Source organism: Bartonella sp. CL63NXGY, assembly GCF_042194905.1.
Lineage (GTDB): Bacteria > Pseudomonadota > Alphaproteobacteria > Rhizobiales > Rhizobiaceae > Bartonella.
On sequence record NZ_JBHINK010000104.1, the window covers coordinates 1 to 321 of the forward strand.

Annotated in this window: 1 protein-coding gene; it reads right to left on the reverse strand. The window is 40.5% G+C overall.

What is annotated here, in order from left to right; all coding sequences use genetic code 11:
• A partial coding sequence (locus ACFIK0_RS09490; RefSeq protein ID WP_375663926.1) for a mucin-binding protein occupies nt 1-321 on the reverse strand: 321 nt, incomplete at both ends.

Consider the following 321-nt stretch of genomic DNA (forward strand, 5'->3'; position numbering starts at 1 on the left):
CAATCCGCGTTGGTGTAACCTGTTGTGATCCTGCCTGAGTATCATGCTTGAATTCAAGCGTGTAAGTCTGATCACTGGCGTCTTGCTTCAAGCCAGTCGTCGTCAATGGGTTATTGGTTAAAACATAACCCTTATCTTGTAGATACTTTACAGCTTGGTTAACTGCACTAGTATCCACTTCAGACATTGGCGTCGTATAAGCAATGTTCTTCAACGTAATTGGATCATTAATCTCATCATTATTCGTGGTATCTACAAACTTAACCGTGTCATTGTAATGGTTCAAGTTGTAGTAAACAGGGTACATATCCTTTTGAGACC